Here is a 16,102-nt window from a genome sequence, read left to right as displayed (position 1 = left end):
TGGTGTCTCAGGGTCGGGCCGTCAGCGGCGCGCGGCGGTCGACGGGGCGCCCGGTGGGAGGGCGGACGTCGGGTCGACCTCGTTCTTGAGCAGCGACTGCGACTCCTTGAGCGAGGCGATCGTCTTCTGCGGGCCCTTGATGCGCTTGACCTTGAGGTAGCCGAGGAGTGCGGCGACGCCCGCCACGACCAGCATGAGGACGAAGACGATGAGCGAGGCCGCCCACATCGGCAGCCACACGTTGAGCAGCCACGTGAGGAAGAAGAAGAAGAAGAACGACGAGTACAGGGCCACGACGCCCGCGACCGCGAAGAAGGCCGAGCCGGTGGCCGCCTTCTTCACGTCCCGCATGGTCTCGGCCTTGGCGAGCTCGACCTCGGCGCGGACCAGCGAGGAGACCTGCGTCGTCGCGTCCCGTACCAGGCTGCCGATCGTGGGGTCGCCCGAGGCGGTCACGTTGGGATCGGTCAGCGGAATCGCCGAGAGCGTCCGCGGGGTCCCGCTGGTGGGCGTGCTGTCCAAGCTCACTGTCGTCCTCCTCTAGTTATCAGTCATCGTGCCAGAGGTCACCCCGGTGTGTCCGCGCGACCACGACGTGTCGACCTGTTCGTCGGCGTGCGGCCCGTCAGGCGACCGCGTGCGCCCGCCCGCGCCGCAGTAGCAACAGGGCGCCGATCACCGACGCCGCCACGGAGGTGAGCAGGACCGCGGCCTTGGCGAGATCGGCCTCTCCCTCCGGCAGTGCGAGCTCCGCGACCAGCAGGCTCACGGTGAAGCCGATGGCGCCGAGCACGCTGAGCGCCAGGATGTCCCGGTTGTCGAGACCCTCGGGGCGTTCCGCCAGACGCAGCTTCACCGCGACCACGCTGGCCCCCGTGATGCCGATGATCTTGCCGAAGAACAGGCCGACCATGATGCCGAGCGCCAGGTCGTCGGTGAACAGTTCCCGGAAGACCTCGCCGTTCACGGCGACACCGGAGGCGAAGAACGCGAAGACCGGCACACAGATCAGGGCCGAGATCGGCTGGATCTTGTGCTCGAGCCGTTCGGCGGGCGATTCCTCCTCGCCCGGGTCGGGCTTGACGCGCGTCAACAGGCCCAGCGCGACGCCCGCGATGGTGGCGTGCACCCCGGACTGCAGCATGGCGACCCAGACCACGATCGCGATCGGGATGTAATAGAGGGGCGTCGTGATCCGACGGTGCTGTCCGAACCAGTAGAGCGCGCAGCCCACCGCCGCGACGGCCAGCCAGCCGATCTTGAGGTCGCCCGCGAACAGCACGGCGATGACCGCGATCGCGATGAGATCGTCGACCACCGCGAGTCCGAGCAGGAAGACCCGCGCCCCCGACGGCAGCCGCGAGCCGATCAGCGAGAGGATGCCCAGCGCGAAGGCGATGTCGGTGGCGATGGGGATGGCCCACGCGCTCCCGATGTACGGGTTGTCACGGGCGATGCCGAAGGCGATGATCGCCGGGATCACGACGCCGCCGACGGCGCACAGCACGGGCAGGGCGGCGCCCCGCGCCGTCGACAGCTCGCCGACGACCAGCTCGCGCTTGAGCTCCAGGCCGGCGACGAAGAAGAAGATCGCCAGCAGGCCGTCCTTGGCCCAGTCGGCGAGCGAGAGCTGCAGGTGCAGCGGGTAGCCGAAGACCGTCCAGTCGTCGCTGCCGACCTTGATTTCGGCGAGGTGGGCGTAGCTCTCGGCCCAGGGGGAGTTGGCCCACAGGAGCGCGATCGCCGCTGCGATGAGAAGGGCTGTGCCGCCGACGGTCTCGGTCCGCAGAAAGCGGATCAACGCCCGTGAGGCCCGAAACCGGGGCGGTGCGTCATCCATTTGTCGACCGTACCGCAGGCTCCGACGGTGACCGGGGTCACCTCCTCGGTCCGGTGGTCCCGGGCGTAATCTCCTGCCAATGAATCGCAGGCGAATCGTCGTCGCCTCCATGGTGGGCACCACCATCGAGTTCTTCGACTTCTACATCTACGCGACCGCAGCAGTGCTGGTCTTCCCCGTCCTGTTCTTTCCGAAGGGGGACGACACCGCGGCGCTCCTCGCCTCCTTCGCGACCTTCGGACTGGCCTTCGTCGCGCGACCGCTCGGGTCGATCCTGTTCGGTCACTTCGGCGACCGAGTGGGCCGCAAGGCCACCCTGGTGGGCTCGCTGCTCACCATGGGCATCGCGACCTTCCTCATCGGTGTGCTCCCGACCTTCGATCAGGTCGGCTACTGGGCGCCGGCCCTGCTCGCCGTGATGCGCTTCGCGCAGGGCCTCGGCCTGGGCGGCGAGTGGTCGGGCGCGGCGCTGCTGGCGACGGAGACCGCGGCACCGGGCAAGCGCGCGTGGGCGGCGATGTGTCCGCAGCTGGGCGCGCCCTTCGGCTTCTTCCTGGCCAACGGCACCTTCCTGGTGATCATGCAGCTGATGGACTTCGACTCGACGACGTCGGCGTCGAACCACGCCTTCCTGACGTGGGGCTGGCGCATCCCGTTCCTCGCGTCGGCGGTGATGGTGATCGTCGGCCTGTACGTCCGTCTCAAGCTGACCGAGACCCCGGTCTTCGCCAAGGCCGTCAAGGACGGCAAGAAGGTCAAGGCGCCGCTGGGCGAGGTAGTGCGCACCGCGTGGCGGCCGCTCATCATCGGCACCTTCGTGATGGTCGCGACCTACACGCTGTTCTACCTGGTCACCACCTGGATCGTCTCCTACGGCACCGGCAAGGTCGTCGACGAGTCGGGCGTCAAGCTCGGCATCTCCTACATCGACTTCCTCGAGATGCAGCTCATCGCGGTGCTGTTCTTCGCCGCCTTCGTCGCCGTGTCCGGGTACTTCGCCGATCGCATCGGCCGGCGCAAGCTGCTCATCGGCGTGACGCTCGCGATCATCGCCTACGGGCTCTCCTTCCAGTGGATTCTCGACCCCGCGACCACGACGCAGGGCACGATGCTCGCCGTCCTCATCGCGGGCCTCACGCTCATGGGCCTCACCTTCGGTCCGATGAGCGCGGTGCTCCCGGAGCTGTTCGCGACCAACGTCCGGTACACGGGCAGCGGCATCTCGTACAACTTCGCGTCGATCCTCGGCGCCGCCATCGCGCCGTTCATCGCCACGTGGCTGGTCAGCTCCTACGGCGTCGGCTGGGTCGGCGTCTACCTCGCGCTCGCCGGCGGCGCGACGCTGATCGCCCTCCTCCTGATGCACGAGACCCGCGATGTGGAACTCGACACGGTCTAGCCCGCGCTACGGGGCGCCCGTGCTCACCCCTGCGGCCTCGGCGGCCCGACGGTACGCCGCCGCGAGCGTGTCGACCGTCTCGTGGGCGTTGAGCCCGCTCGGGTTGGGCAGCACCCACACCCGGGTCGCGCCGATGGTGCGGTCCTGGGGGCCGGGCACGGCCTTCGGCTCGCGGAAGGCCGTGCGGTAGGCGGTGATCCCGAGTACCGCGAGGATCCGCGGCGCCACCTGGAGCACTCGCTCGACCAGTGCCTCACCGCCCTCGCGGAGTTCCTTCGCGGTCAGCTCGCTCGCCTTCGCCGTGGCCCGCGGCGCAACGTTGGTGATGCCGACCCCCGCGTCCACCAGGGCGTTCCGGTCGGCGAAGCTCATCCCGTCGGCGGCGTCGATGACGTGGTCCACGATGCCCGCCCCGTACAGCGCCGGGTAGAAGCGGTTGCCGGGTCGCGCGAAATGCGCGCCCGTCGCCGCGGTCCACAGGCCGGGGTTGATGCCGGAGAACAGCAGCCGACAGCCGGGACCCAGGAGGTCGGGCACCGTCGTATCCGAGTAAGCGAGCAGCTGCTCGCGGGTGAAACCCATGGATACTGCCTACCGGTCCGTGCCCGCGCGGTCCACTGGCGCCATGAGGCCGCGTGGCGTGCGGTTCGACCGCAGGGGTGCTCAGGTTCTGCGCCGCGATCGCTCGTAGAGCCGCCGCACCACGTCCTCGATGTCGGGCTCCTCGACGGTGAGGTCGCGCACCGTCGCCCGGTCGGCGACGGCCGCGAGCACCTGCGGTAGGGGCGCGTTCAAGTCCAGCCGCTGCCGCAGGCCCCCGGCCTCGCTGGCGAGGTGCCGCGCACCGTCGACCTCGAGGTCGGGCGTGGGCCGGTCCAGGTCGAGGACCAGCACGCGCGCGGCCCCGACGGTCCCCACGAGGCCCTCGAGCGTGCCGTCGAAGGCGGTGCGCCCGCGGTCGACGACGAGGATCCGGTCGCACAGCCGTTCCACGTCGCCCATGTCGTGCGTGGTGAGCAGCAGGGTGAGGCCGCGTTCTGCGCGCTCGGCGATGAGGAACTCGCGCAGCCGCTGCTTGCTGAGCACGTCGAGGCCGATGGTGGGCTCGTCGAGGATCAGCAGGTCGGGCGAATGCATCAGCGAGGCGGCGACTTCGGCGCGCATCCGCTCGCCGAGGCTGAGCTGGCGCACCGGCCGATCGAGGTAGTCGCCCAGTTCCAGCTGTTCGACGAGGCGGTCGGCCCGCTCCCTCGCCACGGCGTCGGGGAGCCGGTGCACGGCCGCGAGGATCTCCAGCGACCGCCCGGTCGGCAGGTCCCACCACAGCTGCGACCGCTGCCCGAAGACCACGCCCACGCGCCGGGCCACGTCGCGCCGCCGGGCGAGCGGATCGAGCCCGACGGTGCGCACCGTCCCCGACGTGGGCACGAGGATGCCCATGAGCATCTTGATCGTGGTCGATTTGCCGGCGCCGTTCGCACCGATGTACCCGACGGATTCACCCGGCGCGATCGTCAGGTCCAGGTGGTCGACGGCCGTCGTGACCGTCCTGGTCCGCCCGTTCCAGCCCCGCTTGGCGAAGGTGCGCGTCAGGCCCCTCGTCTCGATGATGTGCTCGGTCATCCGCCCGCTCCCCGGTAGTGCCGCAGTCCCCACCGCCACGTGGCGCCCGCCACGAGCACCACCCACGCGGTGGCCAGCGGTAGCGCCCACGCCAGCTCCGGCCGGAAGGCCCCCTCGCCGGGCAGGCCCAGAATGTACAGGGCCGGAAGATAGCCCGTGAAGGCGAGCGGGAGGACGAAGCCGAACGTCACCTTGATCGCGCCCGGCCACACCGAGGCCGGCTGCGAGGCGGCGTACCGGCCGCCGTAGACGAAGGAGTTGGTGAACTCCGCGCCGTTGACGAGCACGAACTGCAGGCCCGCGGAGATCACGAAGACCGAGGAGTAGATCACCGGCCCGCACACCAGTGCCAGCACGAGCATGCCGACGGTGCCGGGACCCCAGTCGATCGCGTTGTGGGTGACGGCGTAGCCGAGCGCGAACAGGCTGACCGCGGGCCGGGTGAGGCGGTGGATGCGGATGTCGCTCGTCATGAGCTGCAGGAGGATCGGCTGGGGACGCAGGTAGAAGACGTCGATGGTGCCGGCGCGCACGTACTGGGGCAACTTGTCGAGGTGCCCGAGCAGGATGTCGGCCACGCAGAAGGAGAGGTCGGCGAGCGCGAAGACCAGCAGTACCGCGGAGAAGGTGAGGCCGCCGATGATCTTCGCGTTGTGGAACAGGAGCCACACCTCGGCGAGCTCGACGAGGCCGAGGAGGAACGCGGCGGACAGGTCCATCGTCAGGGAGGCGCGGTAGCTCAGCTGCGCCTGGACGCGCGAGGCCAGTACCCTGCGGTACGGCGCGAGCGGTCCCGGCCGCGCGGCGGGCGCGGTGTCAGCCACCCTGCACCTCCAGGCGCCGTCGGCCCGCGGCCGTGAGCAGGGCGCCCACCGCGAGCACGACCACCGTCCACCCCGCCTGCACCGCGACGGCGGCCAGGCCGGCGGCCGCGTCGATACGACCGGAAAGGATGTCGCACGGCGGCATGAGGATCCATGCGAAGGGCGTGCATTCCGCGATCCGGGCGAGCCAGTCGGGGAACAGGCCGACGGGCACGAACATGCCCATGAGGAAGGTGCCCGCGACCACGTAGAACATCTGGATGCCGCGGGTGTCGACGACCCAGAAACCGAGGATCTGCACGCAGTACAGCAGCGCCTGCGCGAGCACGATCGACAGCAGGACGCTCAGGGCGCCCAACGGGTAGGCGGTCGGCTCGCCCGCCCAGGCCATCATCGACGTCGCGGCGCCGATCGCCACGAGCGGCAGGGCCCGCGGAATGAGCGAGTAGACCGCGCCGCCGAGCACCGTCGCAAGCGTCGCGAACTGGACGTTCACCGGGCGCAGGAAGTCGACGGCGATGTCGCCGGTGCGGATCCGCTCGGCCAGGGCACCGTCGCCCCCGAAGGCGCCGATCGCCGTCAGCATCCCCTGGGAGATGAAGATGTAGCTGACCATGAGCTCCGGCGTGTACCCGCCCGCCGCGCCGCCCGCCCCGCGGAGCGTGGCCAGCAGGATCGCCATCTTGACGAAGCCGAAGACGGCGTTGGTGAAGACGCCCGCGGCCGCCGCGCCCAGGTAGGTGGACTGCTGGCGGAATCCGGCGACCGTCAGGCGGGCGTAGGGCAGTACGGCGGAGCGGACAGCACGGAGGGGGGCGGCACGCCCGGGAACGGCGGCCGCGCTGCGCGAGGACACAGTTACCGAACGCTACCGCTCGTGGTCGCCCGATGCGAGCGGGATTTCAGGTCCGCTGCCGGCGGATCTCCTCGAAGACCGTCGGGTCGACCAGCGTCGACGTGTCGCCCAGCTCGCGTCCCTCGGCCACGTCGCGGAGCAGACGGCGCATGATCTTGCCGGAGCGGGTCTTCGGCAGCTCGGGCACGATGTTGATCTCGCGGGGCTTGGCGATCGGCGAGATGTCCTTGGAGACGTGCGCCTTCATCTCGTCGATGAGCCGGTCCGGGTCGGAGTCGTCGACGCCCTGCCGGAGGATGACGAACGCCGCGATGGCCTGGCCCGTGGTCGCGTCGGACGCCCCGACGACGGCGGCCTCGGCCACGGCCGGATGCCCGACGAGCGCCGACTCGACTTCGGCGGTGGAGATGCGGTGGCCCGAGATGTTCATGACGTCGTCGACGCGGCCCAGCACCCAGAGGGCGCCGTTCTCGTCGTACCGCGCACCGTCGCCCGCGAAGTACCAGCCCTGGTCGGCGTAGCGCGACCAGTAGGTGTCCACGAACCGCTCCGGGTCGCCCCAGATGCCGCGCAGCATGGCCGGCCACGGCTGGTCGAGGACGAGCAGGCCGGATTCGCCGCGGGGCAGGGTGTTCCCGTCGTCGTCGACGATGGTGGCGCTGATGCCGGGCAGCGGCTCCATGGCCGATCCGGGCGTGAGCGTGGTGGTACCGGGGAGCGGGGCGATCATGGCGGCGCCCGTTTCCGTCTGCCACCAGGTGTCGACGATCGGGGCGGAGCCGGCGCCGATGACGTCGCGGTACCACCGCCAGGCCTCCGGGTTGATCGGCTCGCCGACGGAGCCGAGTACGCGGATCGAGCTGAGGTCGTGGGCGTCGGGGATCTCGCGCCCCCACTTCATGAACGTGCGCACCAGAGTGGGCGCGATGTAGTAGATCGAGACGCCGTACTTCTCGATGATCTCGAAGTGACGGTGCTCGTTCGGCGAGTTCGGTGTGCCCTCGTAGACGATCTGCGTGACGCCGTTGGCGAGCGGTCCGTACACGATGTACGTGTGGCCGGTGACCCAGCCGATGTCGGCGGTGCACCAGTACACGTCCTTCTCCGGCTTGAGGTCGAAGAGGTAGTAGTGCGTGTACGCGGCCTGCGTCAGGTAGCCGCCCGAGCTGTGCACGATGCCCTTGGGCTTGCCCGTGGTGCCGGAGGTGTAGAGCAGGAACAGGGGGTGCTCGGCGTCGAAGGGCTGGGGGGTGTGCTCCGACGAGGCCGCGCCCACCGACTCGTGCCACCAGACGTCCCGGTCGTGCCACGCGATGTCGTTCTTGCAGCGCTGCACGACGATGACCTTCCGCACCGACTGCGCCTTCTGGCCGTCGATCTCCAGGTCCAGGGCCTCGTCGACGTTGGCCTTGAGCGGCGCGGGCTTGCCGCGGCGGAACTGCCCGTCGGAGGTGATGACGACCTTCGCCTCCGCGTCGTCGACGCGCGAGCGCAGCGCCGCGGCGGAGAAGCCCCCGAAGACGACGGAGTGGGTCAGGCCCAGGCGGGCGCACGCGAGCATGGCGACGATGGCCTCGGGCACCATCGGCATGTAGATGGCGACCCGGTCGCCCGGCTCCAGGCCCAGGGAGCTCAGGTAGTTGGCGGCGCGGCTGACCTCCTCCTGGAGATCGTTGTACGTGAGGTCGCGGCTGTCGCCGGGCTCGCCGACCCAGTGGATCGCGACGCGGTCGCCGTTGCCGGCCTCCACGTGCCGGTCGACGCAGTTGTACGCGACGTTGAGCTTGCCGCCCACGAACCACTGCGCGAACGGAGCGCCGCTCCAGTCCAGGACCTCGCCGAAGGGCGTGTCCCAGTGCAGCCGATTCGCCTGCTCGGCCCAGAACCCCAGCCGATCCGCTTCGGCACGGTCGTACAGGTCGCGGCCCTGCGTGTTGGCCTGAGCTGCGAATTCTGCGGAGGGCGGGTAGGCGGCTGTCGCGGAATCAGTCATGAGGCAATCGTAGGGACCCTGTGAAGGGCCGGGCAGGGCTTTCTCGGAATCCGGGGTACGCGCCGAGGTGGGGTGCACGGGGATCGCCCCCTCTTATACCCCGAGCCGACGGTGCGCGGTGCGAACACGCCGCGACTGGGGTCAGCAGGGGGGAATGCCGGGACAGAGTTGTGAGGTGGGCTTAGAGTGCTGAGCACTGAACTGGCCAATTCCGGCGGAGGTAGTTGTGAGAATACGAAGTATGCGGTGGTCGACGACGCGGGCGATCCTCGCCGTCGTCGTCGCCGCGAGCCTGGCAGTGTCCGGGTGCAGCATGGAGGGTGCGCGGTCGCAGAACACCGTCGGCCCCGATGCGATCGTGCGCGTGAACGGCGGCGAGCCGCAGAGCGGGCTCGTCCCGTCGGACACGAACGAGAACATGGGAGGCCGTGTCCTGGACATGATGTTCACTGGCCTGTACTCGTACCAGGCGGACGGGACGCCGGTGCTGGCGAACGCGGAGTCGGTCGAGACCACCGACAACAAGCACTTCACGGTCAAACTCAAGCGGGACTGGACCTTCCACGACGGCACGCCCGTCAAGGCGTCGAACTACGTGCGCGCCTGGAACTTCGGCGCCGCCATCGGCAACCTGCAGAAGCAGCAGAGCTTCTACGCCCCGATCGCCGGCTTCGACGAGGTGTCCGAGAAGGGCGCCACGAAGACCGAGATGAGCGGACTGAAGGTGATCGACGACTACACCTTCACGATCGACCTCGCCGCACCCAACATCGACTTCAAGCTGGCGCTGGGGTACGTCCCGTTCGTCCCGCTGCCCGACGTCTTCTTCACCGAGGGCAAGGAGAAGTTCGGCCAGAACCCGGTGGGCAACGGCCCGTACAGGCTCAAGCAGTGGCGGCACAACGTCCAGCTTGAGACCGTGCGCTTCGAGGACTACAAGGGGCCCAAGCCGAAGAACGGCGGGCTCACCTTCGTCATGTACGAGTCCTTCGACCCCGCCTACGTGGATCTGACCTCGGGGAACCTGGACGCGCTCGACACCATCCCCAACAGTGCGCTGCGCTCGTTTCAGAAGACGCTCGGCAAGAAGGCCATCGTGCGCCCGACCGCGCAGACGCAGTCCTTCGTGATCCCGGAGTTCCTCGAGCACTTCGGTCCCGACGAGGAGGGGCGCCTGCGGCGGCAGGCCATCTCGATGGCGATAGACCGGCAGCAGATCATCGACGTGGTCTTCCAGGGGTTCCGCAACCCGTCGCTGGAGTTCACCGCCCGCTCAATCCCCGGATGGAGCGGGGACCTGCCCGGCAACGAGACCGTCAAGCACAACCCGGAGCTGGCCAAGCAGCGGTGGGAGCAGGCGAACGCGATCAAGCCGTGGAGCGGCGAGTTCACCATCGCCTACAACTCGGACGGCGACCACAAGCAGTGGATCGACGCGGTGACCAACCAGATCCGGAACACCCTGGGGATCGAGGCCGCGGGCAAGCCCTACGCCACGTTCAAACAGATCCGCGACGAGCTGACCAAGAAGACGCTCAAGTCCGCGGGCCGCAACGGCTGGCAGGGCGACTACCCGACGCAGCTGAACTTCCTGGAATCGAACTACCTCACGGGCGGCGGCTCGAACGACGGCGACTACAGCAACCCGGCGTTCGACGCGAAGATCGCGCAGGCCCAGCAGGCGCTGGATCCCGCGCAGTCGACGCGGCTCATCAACGAGGCCCAGTCCTTCCTGCTGGCCGATCTGCCTGTCGTCCCGCTGTGGGACTACAAGGCGGCGGGCGGCGTCGGCGACGGCGTGAAGGGTGAGATCACCTGGAACGGCCGTTTCGACTTCACGAACATCACGAAGGAGTGATGGCATGACCAGATATCTCCTGAGCAGGCTCGGGCAGTTGGTGATCGTGTTCTTCGGCGCCACGCTGCTCATCTACGCGCTCGTGTTCCTCGTCCCCGCTGACCCGATCGCCGCCCTCGGTGGCGACCGGACACTCCCGCCCGAGGTGGTCGAGGGCCTGCGTGCCCAGTACCACCTCGACCAGCCCTTCCTGGTGCAATACTGGTACTACATCAAGGGCGTCTTCTCGCTCGACTTCGGCACCTCGTTCTCGGGCCAACCGGTGTGGGACGTGATGAAGCGCGCCTTTCCGGTCACCGTGAACCTGGCGCTCATCGCGCTCGCCGTCGAGACGATCCTCGGCATTTTCTTCGGCGTGATCGCCGGCCTGAAGAAGGGCAAGCTCTTCGACACGTCGATCCTGTTCGTCTCCCTGATCATCATCGCGGTGCCGATCTTCGTGCTCGGCTTCGTCGCCCAGTTCGTCTTCGGCGTGAAGTTGCAGTGGTTCCCCGTCACCGTGGGCGGCAATCTGGACTTCTACCACTTGCTGCTGCCCGGCATCGTGCTCGGCCTGGTGTCCTTCGCGTACGTCGTGCGGCTCACCCGCTCGCAGGTCTCGCAGAACCTCACGGCCGACTACGTCCGCACCGCGACGGCCAAGGGCCTGCCACGCTCGCGCGTCGTGCTGGTGCACGTGCTGCGGAACTCGCTGATTCCGGTGGTCACGTTCCTCGGCGCCGACATCGGCGCGCTCATGGGCGGTGCGCTCGTCACCGAGGGCATCTTCAACATCCCCGGCGTGGGCGGCACCATCTACCAGGCGATCATCCGCGGCGAGGCCACTACCGTGGTCTCCTTCGTGACCGTGCTCATCGTCATCTACCTCATCTGCAACGTGGTGGTCGACCTGCTCTACGCCGCCCTCGACCCGAGGATTCGCTATGCCTGACAATCACACCTATCCCGGACAGGAACGTTTCGTCGCGGCCGCGGACGACGTCGTGGTCGGCGCAGTCGACGCCGTCGCCAAGGACGTCGAGCCCGCGGGCTTCTGGAAGACGGCCTGGTTACAACTCAGGGCGAAGCCCTTGTTCTGGGTCTGCGTGGCGCTGCTCACGCTGATCCTGCTGGTGGTTCTGTTCCCGGGCGTCTTCGCCCTCGGGAAGGACCCGCATGAGGCCTCGCTGGACCGGTCCCTGCTCCCGCCGAGCGGCGAACACTGGTTCGGCACCGATCTCCAGGGATACGACATCTACGCCCGCACCATCTACGGCGCCCGCGCCTCGGTACTCGTCGGCGTACTCACCACGATCGCCGTCGTGGTGATCGGCGGCCTCCTCGGCGCCACCGCCGGGTTCTACGGCGGCTGGCTCGATTCCGTGATCGCCCGCCTCTCCGACGTTTTCTTCGGCGTCCCGCTGATGCTGGCCGCCGTGGTGGTGATGCAGATGGTCACCACCCGCACCGTGTATTCCGTGGTGTTGGTGCTCACCATCTTCAGCTGGCCGCAGATCGCCCGCATCGCGCGATCGGCGGCGATCTCGATCCGCAACGAGGAGTTCATCGACGCCTCGAAGTCGTTGGGAGCCTCGAAGGTCCGGACGCTGTTCACGCACGTGATCCCGAACTGCCTCGGGCCGGTCATCGTGGTCGCGACGGTGGCGCTCGGCATCTTCATCGTCACGGAGGCGACGCTCTCCTACCTCGGCATCGGCCTGCCCGCCAGTGAGGTCTCCTGGGGGATGGACATCGCGGACGGGCAGACCCTGCTCCGCGAGGGCACCCCGATCCTGTTCTATCCCGCCACCGCCCTGGCGATCACCGTGCTCACGTTCATGATGCTCGGTGATGTCCTGAGCGACGCACTCGATCCGAAGGCGAGGAAGCGCTGATGTCCGACGAGCACAATCACGGCCCGAGCAGGGCCACGGCCGCCACGACGGAGCTCGGCACGTCGCCGCTGCTCGAGATCCGCGACCTGGTCGTGGAATTCGAGGTGCAGGGCAAGCCGGTCCCCGCGGTGCGGGGCGCCAACCTCACGGTCTACCCGGGCCAGACGGTGGCGATCGTCGGCGAGTCGGGCTCGGGCAAGTCCACCACGGCCGCGGCCGTGATGGGCCTGCTGCCGGGCACCGGCACGGTGGCGAGCGGGCAGATCATCTTCGATGGGCAGGACCTGTCGAAGGCCTCGGAGAAGGAATTCCAGACGATCCGCGGCAGCGGCATCGGCCTGGTTCCTCAGGATCCGAACACGAACCTGAACCCGCTGTGGCGCGTGGGCTTCCAGATCCGGGAGACCCTCAAGGCCAACAACGCAGAGGAGGGCGACGCCAAGAAGCGGGCGGTCGCGCTGCTCGCGGAGGCCGGGATGAAGGATCCCGACAAGCGGATCAATCAGTACCCGCACGAGTTCTCGGGCGGCATGAAGCAGCGCGCTCTCATCGCGATCGGCCTGGCCTGCCGGCCGAAGCTGCTCATCGCCGACGAGCCGACATCCGCGCTCGACGTCACGGTGCAGCGCCAGATCCTGGACCACTTGGACACCCTGACCGCGGACCTCGGCACGGCCGTGCTGCTCATCACGCACGACTTGGGCCTCGCGGCGGAGCGCGCCAGCCACCTCGTCGTGATGTACAAGGGCCGCGTCGTCGAATCCGGTCCCGCGCTGGAGATCCTGCAGGATCCGCAGCACGAGTACACGAAACGTCTCGTGTCCGCAGCGCCGTCGCTCTCGGCGCGTCGCGCGGAGGTCCCGCCGGTCGCGGCCGCGGTGACGGACGTCGAGGAGTCGGTGGTCGAGGCCGAGACCGTGCGGGACGGGCTCCGTGACGCCGCCTCGACGGGGCCGGCCGAGGTCGTCGTGGCCTCGAACCTGGTGAAGGATTTCCCGATCCGTGGTTCGCTGCCCTTCCAGAGCAGCGATTTCCGCGCGGTCGACGACGTCAGTTTCACCATGGTGCGCGGCACCACCACCGCGGTGGTGGGCGAGTCCGGTTCCGGCAAGTCGACGGTGGCGCGCATGGTGCTCGGTCTGCTCGAGCCGACCAGCGGCACCGTCGAATTCGACGGCAAGGACGTCACCACCCTCCGTGGGTCGGAGGCGAAGGCGTTCCGCCGGCGGGTGCAGCCCGTCTTCCAGAACCCGTACGGCTCGCTGGATCCGATGTACTCGATCTACCGGGCGATCACGGAACCACTGGTGGTGCACGGGATCGGCGACAAGGCCTCGCGGGTGGACCGGGCGAAGGAACTGCTCGAGATGGTGGCGCTCCCGGCGGACACCATGCACCGCTATCCGAACGAGCTGTCGGGCGGCCAGCGTCAGCGCGTCGCCATCGCGCGGGCGCTCGCGCTCAACCCCGAGGTGATCGTGCTCGACGAGGCGGTCTCCGCGCTGGACGTGCTGGTGCAGGCCCAGATCCTCACCCTGCTCGAGGGCCTGCAGCAGGAACTGGGGCTGACCTACCTGTTCATCACGCACGATCTGGCGGTGGTCAAGCAGATCGCGCACCAGACCCTGGTGATGGCGGGCGGCAAGGTGATGGAGTCGGGTCCGACCGATCAGGTCTACGACAACCCGTCGTCGGACTACACGCGCAAGCTGATCGACGCCATCCCCGGCGGCTCGATCGAGCTGGCGGGCTGACCCGCAGGGACTCGCGGCGAGCGGGCTAGGGTGGGGCGTGTGAACGACCCGCTGAGCCCGCTCGTCGCCGTCCCCGCCGTCGCGGAGGCGGCGTCCGCCGCGCGGGAGGCGCTCGCCAGGGTGCACCGTCATCCCGCGAACCGGCGGGAGTGGCGCGCGACCGCGACGGAATCGTCGTTGCGCGGGGCCCGCGCCTCGGCCGCCCTCGACGGGGGCGCCGTCGCGCTGAGCCGTGACGAGCTGATCAACGATCCGGTGCTGGCGGGGTCGATGCGCGCCTACCAGGCGATCGACGGTGACCTGCTCGACGCGGCGGTGGGTGTCTGGCGGCGGGCGCCGCTGCAGGTGCTCGCGCGATTGCACACTCTGGCGGCGGCGGATCTCGTGGACGGTGACGACTCCCGGCTCGGCCGGCCGCGCCCGGGAACGGGGGAGCGGCTCGGGCTGCTCGCGCAGCTCGTGACGGGTGGCACGCAGGCGCCCGCGCCGGTGGTCGCGGCGATCGTGCACGGGGAACTGCTCTCGCTCCGCCCGTTCGAGGTTGCCGACGGTGTCGTCGCGCGCGCGGCGTCGCGGCTGGTCACCGTCGCCTCCGGTCTCGATCCGCATGCGCTCGGCATTCCGGAGACGACCTGGCTGAAGTTCGCGCCGAGTTACGCCGACGCCGCGGACGCGTTCGGCATGGGAGAAACCGACGGGGTGGTCGCCTGGGTGGTGTTGTGCTGCCAGGCTTTGGAGGCCGGCGGGCTGGAGGCCTTGGCGCTCGCGGAGCGCTGACGGCGGATCTGGCCCGGTGCGGTTCGGGTTCGGTCGAACGCCTCCGGACATGCGCAACGGCGACCCGGCCTGAGCTGAGGAAGGGGCACTCGAAGTGCTTTCCTCAGAACGGGTCCGAATCGCCGTTCGCTAGCACGGATCCCGGTTACCAAGCGTGCGTGGGGGTGGGCTGTATTACGGCCTCGGCGTGCACCGGTGGAGAGATCCACTATCCGCAGATCTTGTGCTGACCACTGAAATTTCCCCGGTGACGCAGGCTCACAGCGCTTTCCGCCATAGGTGGCGAGCTCCGCGTGGGTGCCTGGTGTCCGTGCTGGGAGCCTTGACGCTCAGGAACCCTCGACCTTCTCTTCCGGTGGGGGTTTGGCTTTGCGCCGCTCCGTGACTCCTTTCTACCTTGTGATCGCCGTCACATCAAGGGGGAGGCGGAAAATTCTCGGATCTTTTGCTACTGGCGAGTATCAGCGCTTTTTACGGTGCAGCACAAGGTAAGTCGCGACCCCCGCGCCCGCCGCGACCACGCCGAGACTTGCGCTGGCGAGAACGGAGTTCCGAGACGGTGTGGGTATCCGGTCGCGCAACGGGGTGGGGTTCGAGAACGAGACCACGGGCCAGCCGCGCTCCGCAGCCTCCTTGCGCAGGCCGCGGTCGGGATTGACCGCGGTCGGGTGGCCGACGGCGGCGAGCATCGGCACGTCGGTGATCGAGTCCGAGTAGGCGAAGCACTGCTCGAGGTCGTAGCCGTGCTCGGCGGCGAGCGCCTCCATGGCGACGACCTTGTTCTCGCCGTAACAGTAGAACTCGACCTCGCCGGCGTACTTGCCGTCCTCGACCTTCATCTTCGATGCCACGGAGTAGTCGGCGCCGAGCATCTCCGCGATCGGGCGGACCATCTCCTCGCCGGAGGCGGAGACGATCACCACGTCGTGCCCGCGCGCGTGGTGGCCGGTGATCAGCTCCGCGGCCTCCGCGAACACCAGCGGGTTCACCACGTCGTGCAGGGCCTCGCGGACGATGGTCGACACCTGCTCGACGTTCCAGCCCTCACACATCTGCGTGAGGTGATCGCGCATGCGCTCCATCTGGTCGTGGTCCGCGGCCGTCAGCATCATGAGGAACTGCGCGTAACTCGACTTGAGTACGGCGCGTCGGTTGAGCAGGCCCTCGTCGAAGAAGGGACGCGAGAAGGCGAGCGCGGACGATTTCGCGATGATCGTCTTGTCGAGGTCGAAGAAGGCGGCGACCCGGCGCACCGGGGCCTCGTCGGGCGCGGTAGGGCTCACGTGGATCAGCCTACCGGTGCC

General features: G+C 68.8%; 14 protein-coding genes. 6 read left to right on the top strand and 8 right to left on the bottom strand.

Annotated features, from left to right (window positions below; all coding sequences use genetic code 11):
- Positions 1–21 precede the first annotated feature (21 nt).
- Positions 22–528, bottom strand: a complete 507-nt coding sequence (locus FK529_RS01710) for a phage holin family protein (RefSeq protein WP_146558976.1) — start codon at positions 526–528, stop codon at positions 22–24.
- A gap of 97 nt (positions 529–625) precedes the next feature.
- Entirely contained in the window at positions 626–1,840 is a 1,215-nt protein-coding gene (gene nhaA, locus FK529_RS01705) for a Na+/H+ antiporter NhaA (protein ID WP_146558974.1), read from the bottom strand.
- A gap of 79 nt (positions 1,841–1,919) precedes the next feature.
- Between nhaA and FK529_RS01700 the strand changes: the two genes are divergently transcribed.
- On the top strand, positions 1,920–3,239 hold the full coding sequence (locus FK529_RS01700; RefSeq protein ID WP_146558972.1) for an MFS transporter: 1,320 nt from the start codon (positions 1,920–1,922) through the stop codon (positions 3,237–3,239).
- Between the two features lie 6 nt (positions 3,240–3,245).
- On the opposite strand, the gene mug is transcribed toward FK529_RS01700, so the two are convergent.
- The 5 genes from mug to acs all read right to left on the bottom strand — a co-directional run bounded on the left by mug (position 3,246) and on the right by acs (position 8,535).
- Positions 3,246–3,821, bottom strand: a complete 576-nt coding sequence (gene mug, locus FK529_RS01695) for a G/U mismatch-specific DNA glycosylase (RefSeq protein WP_146558970.1) — start codon at positions 3,819–3,821, stop codon at positions 3,246–3,248.
- 81 nt (positions 3,822–3,902) lie between these two features.
- Positions 3,903–4,862 (bottom strand): ABC transporter ATP-binding protein, encoded by a 960-nt coding sequence (locus FK529_RS01690; RefSeq protein ID WP_146558968.1) that lies wholly within the window; start codon positions 4,860–4,862, stop codon positions 3,903–3,905.
- Entirely contained in the window at positions 4,859–5,686 is an 828-nt protein-coding gene (locus tag FK529_RS01685; protein WP_231702868.1) for an ABC transporter permease, read from the bottom strand. Before FK529_RS01685 ends, FK529_RS01690 begins: the two co-directional genes overlap by 4 nt.
- Positions 5,679–6,542: an ABC transporter permease gene (locus FK529_RS01680; protein ID WP_146558966.1), complete on the bottom strand. Its 864-nt coding sequence runs from the start codon at positions 6,540–6,542 to the stop codon at positions 5,679–5,681. The genes FK529_RS01685 and FK529_RS01680 overlap by 8 nt, the downstream gene beginning before the upstream one ends.
- Before the next feature lie 46 nt (positions 6,543–6,588).
- On the bottom strand, positions 6,589–8,535 hold the full coding sequence (gene acs / locus FK529_RS01675) for an acetate--CoA ligase (protein ID WP_146558964.1): 1,947 nt from the start codon (positions 8,533–8,535) through the stop codon (positions 6,589–6,591).
- 241 nt (positions 8,536–8,776) lie between these two features.
- Here acs and FK529_RS01670 point away from each other — a divergent pair, with 241 nt between their 5' ends.
- Genes FK529_RS01670 through FK529_RS01650 form a run of 5 tightly spaced genes read left to right on the top strand, consistent with a single transcriptional unit; the run spans position 8,777 to position 14,798 of the window.
- A complete protein-coding gene (locus tag FK529_RS01670) occupies positions 8,777–10,393 on the top strand; it encodes a peptide ABC transporter substrate-binding protein (protein WP_193559648.1) in 1,617 nt (538 codons plus the stop codon).
- 4 nt (positions 10,394–10,397) lie between these two features.
- A complete protein-coding gene (locus FK529_RS01665; protein ID WP_146558960.1) occupies positions 10,398–11,324 on the top strand; it encodes an ABC transporter permease in 927 nt (308 codons plus the stop codon).
- On the top strand, positions 11,317–12,267 hold the full coding sequence (locus FK529_RS01660) for an ABC transporter permease (RefSeq protein ID WP_146558958.1): 951 nt from the start codon (positions 11,317–11,319) through the stop codon (positions 12,265–12,267). Before FK529_RS01665 ends, FK529_RS01660 begins: the two co-directional genes overlap by 8 nt.
- Positions 12,267–14,021, top strand: coding sequence for a dipeptide ABC transporter ATP-binding protein (locus FK529_RS01655; protein WP_146558956.1), 1,755 nt, complete (start codon positions 12,267–12,269; stop codon positions 14,019–14,021). Before FK529_RS01660 ends, FK529_RS01655 begins: the two co-directional genes overlap by 1 nt.
- A gap of 39 nt (positions 14,022–14,060) precedes the next feature.
- Positions 14,061–14,798, top strand: a complete 738-nt coding sequence (locus FK529_RS01650) for a Fic family protein (protein ID WP_146558954.1) — start codon at positions 14,061–14,063, stop codon at positions 14,796–14,798.
- 461 nt (positions 14,799–15,259) lie between these two features.
- Here FK529_RS01650 and FK529_RS01645 read toward each other — a convergent pair whose 3' ends face one another.
- Positions 15,260–16,090: an HAD family hydrolase gene (locus FK529_RS01645; RefSeq protein ID WP_146559515.1), complete on the bottom strand. Its 831-nt coding sequence runs from the start codon at positions 16,088–16,090 to the stop codon at positions 15,260–15,262.
- Positions 16,091–16,102 lie beyond the last annotated feature (12 nt).

It is taken from the genome of Tsukamurella asaccharolytica, assembly GCF_007858435.1.
In the GTDB taxonomy this organism is placed as follows: Bacteria; Actinomycetota; Actinomycetes; order Mycobacteriales; family Mycobacteriaceae; genus Tsukamurella; species Tsukamurella asaccharolytica.
The sequence above is the reverse complement of the archived record's forward strand: the minus strand, read 5'-3'. Positions and strand labels throughout refer to the sequence as shown.

Excerpts from the sequence above, each read along its gene's own strand:
- FK529_RS01690 (WP_146558968.1), bottom strand. The coding sequence starts at position 4,862 with ATGACCGAGCACATCATCGAGACGAGGGGCCTGACGCGCACCTTCGCC.
- nhaA (WP_146558974.1), bottom strand. The coding sequence starts at position 1,840 with ATGGATGACGCACCGCCCCGGTTTCGGGCCTCACGGGCGTTGATCCGC.
- FK529_RS01670 (WP_193559648.1), top strand. The coding sequence starts at position 8,777 with ATGCGGTGGTCGACGACGCGGGCGATCCTCGCCGTCGTCGTCGCCGCG.
- FK529_RS01700 (WP_146558972.1), top strand. The coding sequence starts at position 1,920 with ATGAATCGCAGGCGAATCGTCGTCGCCTCCATGGTGGGCACCACCATC.
- FK529_RS01655 (WP_146558956.1), top strand. The coding sequence starts at position 12,267 with ATGTCCGACGAGCACAATCACGGCCCGAGCAGGGCCACGGCCGCCACG.
- FK529_RS01660 (WP_146558958.1), top strand. The coding sequence starts at position 11,317 with ATGCCTGACAATCACACCTATCCCGGACAGGAACGTTTCGTCGCGGCC.
- acs (WP_146558964.1), bottom strand. The coding sequence starts at position 8,535 with ATGACTGATTCCGCGACAGCCGCCTACCCGCCCTCCGCAGAATTCGCA.
- mug (WP_146558970.1), bottom strand. The coding sequence starts at position 3,821 with ATGGGTTTCACCCGCGAGCAGCTGCTCGCTTACTCGGATACGACGGTG.
- FK529_RS01665 (WP_146558960.1), top strand. The coding sequence starts at position 10,398 with ATGACCAGATATCTCCTGAGCAGGCTCGGGCAGTTGGTGATCGTGTTC.